Annotated in this window: 1 protein-coding gene; it reads right to left on the bottom strand. The window is 47.8% G+C overall.

Translation table 11 applies throughout. From position 1 onward, the window contains the following. On the bottom strand, window positions 1-534 hold a 534-nt coding region (locus BFS35_RS13860; RefSeq protein WP_240628460.1), incomplete at both ends, for a thrombospondin type 3 repeat-containing protein.

The following is a 534-nucleotide window of genomic DNA, read 5'->3' as shown; positions in this document are numbered from 1 at the left end:
GTTTCCTCTGTTACGTTACCTGCTTCATCTGTCACTGTGATTGTTACTGGGAAGTCACGTGTCTCTTCGTACGTTCCTGTCGCAGCGTCATCGTTCCAGTCTGTGATGATATCCGGTGTACCGACAATCTGGTTGTTCGCATCATCGTACGTTAAACCTGATGGTAGGCCTGTCACTTCTTCCGTCGTGTCGTTATCATCTGTAATCGTTACTGGGATCGGCGTGATCACCTGTCCTTCTGTAACTGTCGCATCTGATGCATCCACCGTCGGTGCTGTTGTATCTGCTACCTTCGGATTGTTATCCTCTGTATCAGGGATTCCGTCGTTGTCATCATCTGTATCTGTTACATCAGGGATTCCATCACCATCCGTATCACGTTGTACTGTGATTATGATTGTTTCCTCTGTTACGTTACCTGCTTCATCTGTCACTGTGATTGTTACTGGGAAGTCACGTGTCTCTTCGTACGTTCCTGTCGCAGCGTCATCGTTCCAGTCTGTGATGATATCCGGTGTACCGATGATCTGGTTG

The organism is Macrococcoides goetzii (assembly GCF_002742385.2).
In the GTDB taxonomy this organism is placed as follows: Bacteria; Bacillota; Bacilli; order Staphylococcales; family Staphylococcaceae; genus Macrococcoides; species Macrococcoides goetzii.
Note: the sequence above shows the minus strand (reverse complement) of the source record. Positions and strands in the feature narration are given on the sequence as shown.